Origin of the sequence: Pseudonocardia sp. KRD291, assembly GCF_019263595.1 — a bacterium.
Lineage (GTDB): Bacteria > Actinomycetota > Actinomycetes > Mycobacteriales > Pseudonocardiaceae > Pseudonocardia.
The window spans coordinates 1-5,318 of sequence record NZ_JADQDD010000372.1 but is presented as its reverse complement, the minus strand read 5'-3'; the positions used below and the strand labels follow the sequence as shown (position 1 = coordinate 5,318).

Below are 5,318 nucleotides of genomic sequence, written 5' to 3'. Positions count from 1 at the left end.
AACAAACTACGGCGACCGCCGGCCCCGGACGGGACGGGCGACGGGCCCGGATCGGCGTCGCACTGGTGTTCCTCACCAACGGCCTGGTGTTCGCGAACCTGATCCCGCGCTACCCGCAGATCAAGGAGTCGCTGGGGCTGTCGAACACCGCGATGGGGGTCGCGGTCGCGGCCTTCCCGCTCGGGGCGCTGCTGGCCGGCCTGGCCGCCGGCGTGCTGGTGGCACGGTTCCGGTCCGCACGCGTGGCGACGTTCGGGATGGCCGGGATCGGGATCGGGGTCGTGCTGGTCGCGGTGTCGCCGACGTGGGCGCTGCTCGCCGCGGCGATGTTCCTGGCCGGCGCCGCGGACGCGATCGTCGACGTCGCCCAGAACGCGCACGGCCTGCGCGTGCAGCGCCGCTACGGGCGCTCGATCCTGAACTCGTTCCACGCGCTGTGGAGCGTCGGCGCGGTGCTGGGCGGGCTGATGGGCTCCGCCGCGGCCGGTCTGGCGGTCCCGCTCCCGCTGCACCTGGGCGTGTCGTCGGTGATCTCGGTGGTGGTCGCGGCGGCGGTCTACCCGTTGCTGCTGCCCGGACCGGAGGACGACGAGCGCACCGACCCGGTGCCGGCCGGCCGGCGGCCCTGGTCCGGGCTCTCCCCCCGGGTGCTCGTGCTCATCGGGGCGTTCGGCCTGGTCGCGATCTGCGGCACGCTCGTCGAGGACTCCGGTCAGACCTGGGCGGCGATCTACCTGCAGGGCTCCCTCGGGGCGGCGGCGGCCGTCGCCGGGCTGGGCTTCGTGGCGCTGCAGGGTGCCCAGTTCGTCGGCAGGCTGCTCGGCGACCGGATGGTCGACCGGTTCGGGCAGCGGGCGATGGCCCGCACCGGTGGCCTGCTCGTCGCGGCCGGGATGGGCCTGGCGCTGGCGTTCCCGTCGGTGCCCGGCACGATCGCCGGGTTCGGCGTCGCCGGGTTCGGCGTCGCCACCCTGGTCCCGGGCGCGATGACCGCCGCGGACGAGCTGCCCGGGCTCCTGCCGGGCACCGGTCTGACGCTGGTCACCTGGCTGATGCGGGTCGGGTTCCTGGCCTCGCCGCCGGTGGTCGGGCTGGTGGCGGATGCGGTCGGGCTGCGGGTCGGGCTGCTCGTGATGCCGATCGCCGGGGTGGTGGTGCTGTGCCTGGCCGGGGTGCTGGCCGGCCGTCGCAGGACGCCACAGAGGACCCGGCAATAGGCGCATGTCGACACGAACCGGGCGGGACCGTACGGTCGCGGCAGCCCGGGCCGCACCGTCGCGGCGCCCCCGTGCCGACGTCGTCGTCGTGGCCGGGTGAGAGGAGTACGCGTGTCCGAGACCGCCGCGCCGGTTCCGCGGTCGTCCCGACGGGTGGCCGCGGCCAGCCTCGTCGGCACGACGATCGAGTGGTACGACTTCTTCCTGTTCGGCACCGCGTCCGCGCTGGTGTTCAACACGGTCTTCTTCCCGACGTACGACCCGGTCACCGGGACCCTGGCCGCGTTCGGCACGTTCGCGGTCGGGTTCATCGCCCGGCCGTTCGGCGGTGCGCTGTTCGCCCACTTCGGCGACAAGATCGGCCGCAAGCCGATGCTGGTGTACTCGCTGCTGCTGATGGGTGCGGCGACGGTGCTGATGGGTGCGCTGCCCGGCTACGACACGCTCGGCGTGTGGGCGCCGATCCTGCTGGTGCTGCTGCGGTTCGCGCAGGGCTTCGGTGTCGGCGGCGAGTGGGGCGGCGCGGCGCTGATGGCCGTCGAGCACGCCCCGGCGCACCGGCGCGGGTTCTACGGCAGCTGGCCGCAGGTCGGGGTGCCGCTCGGGCTGGTACTGGGCACGACGACGTTCGCGGTCCTGTCCGCGCTGCTGACCGACGAGCAGTTCCTGGCCTGGGGCTGGCGGCTGCCGTTCCTGGGCAGCATCGTGCTGATCGGGGTCGGGATGTGGATCCGGCTGGGCGTGCACGAGAGCCCGGTGTTCCAGAAGTCGATGGACGACAAGGCAGCGGCCCGGATGCCGGTGCTCGAGGCGATCCGGACCTACCCCAAGGAGATCGCGCTCGCCGCCGGGTCGTTCCTGGCCACGAACTCCACGTTCTACGTCGGCTCGGTGTGGCTGGTCGCCTACGCCACCCAGGAGCTGTCCTACGAGCGCACCACGATCCTGACCGCGAACGCGTTCCTGTCGCTGTCCGACATCCCGATGATCCTCGCGTTCGGGCTGCTCTCGGACCGGCTCGGGCGCCGACCGCTGTTCCTGGCCGGGATGGGCGCGCTGGCGCTGTTCGCGGTGCCCTACTTCTGGCTGGTCGGCAGCGGCAACATCGCCCTGTTCATCCTGGGCGGGCTCGTCGTGCAGGCCTGCCGCAGCGCCGTCTACGGGCCGCAGTCGGCGTTCTTCGCCGAGCAGTTCTCCACCCGGATGCGGTACTCGGGCGCCTCGCTCGCCTACCAGATCGCGTCAATCCTGGGCGGGCTGGCGCCGCTGACCTGCACCGCGCTCGTCGCAGCGACCGGGAGCCTGTACGCGGTGGCCGGGTTCGTGGTGGTGATCGCGTTGGTCTCGCTGGTCTGCTCGTACCTGATGACCGAGACGCTGCGCTCCGGCCTGCGCGACGAGACCGGACCCGGCGCCGGCGGTGACACCCCCGACATGGCGGAGCGTGGCCGCACCGGGTGAACTGGGGGCCATGACGACGCACCACATCGCCCTCATCCCCGGCGACGGGATCGGCCGCGAGGTCATCCCGCCGGCCACCGCGGTCCTCGACGCGATCGGGAAGCGGCACGGCGTGACGTTCACCTACGACGAGTTCGACTGGTCGTGCGAGCGCTACGCCGCCGAGGGCTCGATGATGCCCGCCGACGGCCTGGACCGGATCCGCGGACACGACGCGATCCTGCTCGGCGCCGTCGGCTGGCAGGGCGTGCCCGACCACGTGTCGCTGTGGCAGCTGCTGATCCCGATCCGCCGCGAGTTCGCCCAGTACGTCAACCTGCGCCCGATCACCGTGTTCGAGGGCGTCCCCGGCCCGCTGCGCGGCGCGGCGCCCGGCGACACCGACGGCGGCGTCGACCTCGTCGTGGTCCGGGAGAACTCCGAGGGCGAGTACTCCGAGGTCGGCGGCCGGTTCGGCCGGGGCACCGCCGCGGAGACGGCACTGCAGGAGGCCGTGTTCACCCGCACCGGGGTCACCCGGATCGCCGACTACGCGTTCGACCTCGCGACCCGGCGGCGCGGACACGTCACGTCGGCGACGAAGTCGAACGGGATCGTGCACACGATGCCGTTCTGGGACGAGGTCGTCGCCTCGCGCGCGGAGGCGTTCCCGGATGTCCGCTGGCGCTCCGAGCACATCGACGCGCTCGCCGCGAAGGTGGTGCTCGACCCCTCGTCGTTCGACGTGATCGTGGCCTCGAACCTGTTCGGCGACATCCTGTCCGACCTGGCCGCGGCCGTCGCCGGGTCGATCGGCATCGCCCCGTCGGGCAACCTCAACCCCGAGCGCGAGTACCCGTCGATGTTCGAGCCGGTGCACGGATCCGCGCCGGACATCGCCGGACAGGGAGTCGCGAACCCGCTGGGCGCGATCTGGTCGGCCGGGCTGATGCTCGAGCACCTGGGCCACCCCGAGGCCGGTGCCGAGGTGCTGGCCGCGATCCGGGACACGCTGCGCACCGGGCAGACGCTGACCCGCGACCTCGGCGGCACCGCGAGCACCGACAACCTCACCCGCGCCGTGCTCGACCGCGTGGGCTGAGCCGGAACCGGCTTGACCTCAAGACGGGTTCAGGGGGCAGAGTCACGGCGATGAGCGACACCGCCGGACCGCGCCGCCCGGCTCCCCCGGCGCCGGGCACCGGGACGGTCCCGCCCGTGCGCTCCGAGCTCTGGGCCCCGAGCCGCCGCGCGACCACGGTCGGGATCCTGCTGCTGATCAGCCTGACCGCGTTCGAGTCGATGGGCGTCGGGACGGCCATGCCGGCCGTGGTCGCCGACCTGGGCGGGGTCGCGCTCTACGCCTGGCCGTTCGTGATCTTCATGGCGGCCGCGGTGTTCGGCACCGCCCTGGGCGGGCGCTGGTGCGACGTCCGCGGACCGCGGATCGCGCTCGTCGCGGCGCCGGCGCTGTTCGGTGTCGGGCTGGTCGTCGCAGGCACCGCCGAGGGGATGGGCCAGCTGCTGCTCGGACGCCTGTTGCAGGGTCTGGGGGCGGGGGTACAGGGCGTCGCGGTCTACGTGCTGATCGCGGCGGTCTACCCGCAGCGGGCCCGGCCGGCCGTGTTCGGGGCGGTCTCCTCGGCGTGGGTGGTCCCGTCGCTGGTCGGGCCGCCGCTGGCGGGCCTGGTCACCGACCGCCTGTCCTGGCACTGGGTGTTCCTCGGTCTGGTGCCGGTCGTGTTCGTCGCGGTCACGCTCGTGCTGCCCGCGGTCCGCGACCTGGGCCCGCCCGACCCGGAGTCCACGCCGGCGCGGGGCGGAGCCGGGCTGGTCCTCGCCGCGCTCGGTGCCGCCGCCGGGGTGTCCGGGCTGAGCTGGGCGCTCGGTCGCCTCGGCGTCCCCGGCGCCGTCGTCGGGGTGCTCGCGGTGGCGCTGCTGGTCCCGTCGCTGCGACGGCTGCTGCCGGCCGGGGTGTTCCGAGCGCGGCCGGGCATCGCGGCGGTGGTCGTGGCCCGCGGGCTGGTGGCCGGCGCGTTCTTCACCGTCGGCTCGTTCCTGCCGCTGGTCCTCACCGCGACGCACGGCTGGTCCCTCGCCGCGGCCGGGCTGCCGCTGATCGTCGCCTCGCTGGGCTGGTCCGGGGCCGCGGCGTGGCAGGGCCGGCACCCGGAGAGGTCCCGGTCGTCGATGCTGCGCGCCGGGTTCCTGCTGATCGCCGCGGGCATCGTCGGCCTGGTCGTCGTCGCCACCGGCCTCGGGTACGGCTGGCTCGCGCTGGTCTTCTGGGGCCTGTCCGGGATCGGGATGGGCCTGGCGTTCTCGGCGATCGCCTACCTGACCCTGGCCCACTCGCAGACCGCGGACGTCGGCGCGCACTCGTCGTCGGCGCAGCTGCTCGACCAGCTCTCCACGGCCGGGTTCATCGGCCTGGGCGGCGCGCTGCTGGCCCTGCTGGTGACCCCGGCGGTGGCGATGCCGGTACTACTGGTCGTGCTCGTGCTCCTGGCACTGACCGGCGCGGCGACGGCCGGGCGCACGGCCGTCCCGGGCTGACCGGTCCGCATGATCGATCTCTGCGGTGAGGTCCGCGTCCGCCCCGCAAGGTTCCTCAGAGCTGAGCTGCCGGGCGGGAGTGCCCCGGGGAGCCCCTCCCCATTG

At 73.9% G+C, this 5,318-nt stretch carries 4 protein-coding genes; all 4 read left to right on the top strand.

What is annotated here, in order from left to right; translation table 11 throughout:
* Positions 1–1,217 (top strand): MFS transporter (locus I4I78_RS29940; RefSeq protein ID WP_308252444.1); only part of this gene is annotated, 1,217 nt, incomplete at its 5' end.
* A 111-nt stretch (positions 1,218–1,328) separates the two neighbouring features.
* Positions 1,329–2,678: an MFS transporter gene (locus I4I78_RS29935; RefSeq protein WP_308252443.1), complete on the top strand. Its 1,350-nt coding sequence runs from the start codon at positions 1,329–1,331 to the stop codon at positions 2,676–2,678.
* A 10-nt stretch (positions 2,679–2,688) separates the two neighbouring features.
* Positions 2,689–3,759, top strand: a complete 1,071-nt coding sequence (locus tag I4I78_RS29930; protein WP_218614866.1) for a tartrate dehydrogenase — start codon at positions 2,689–2,691, stop codon at positions 3,757–3,759.
* Positions 3,760–3,809: 50 nt separating this feature from the next.
* Entirely contained in the window at positions 3,810–5,213 is a 1,404-nt protein-coding gene (locus I4I78_RS29925; RefSeq protein ID WP_218614865.1) for an MFS transporter, read from the top strand.
* The last annotated feature ends 105 nt before the right edge of the window (positions 5,214–5,318 follow it).

Coding starts and splice junctions, on each gene's coding strand:
- I4I78_RS29925 (WP_218614865.1), top strand. CDS start 3,810: ATGAGCGACACCGCCGGACCGCGCCGCCCGGCTCCCCCGGCGCCGGGC.
- I4I78_RS29930 (WP_218614866.1), top strand. CDS start 2,689: ATGACGACGCACCACATCGCCCTCATCCCCGGCGACGGGATCGGCCGC.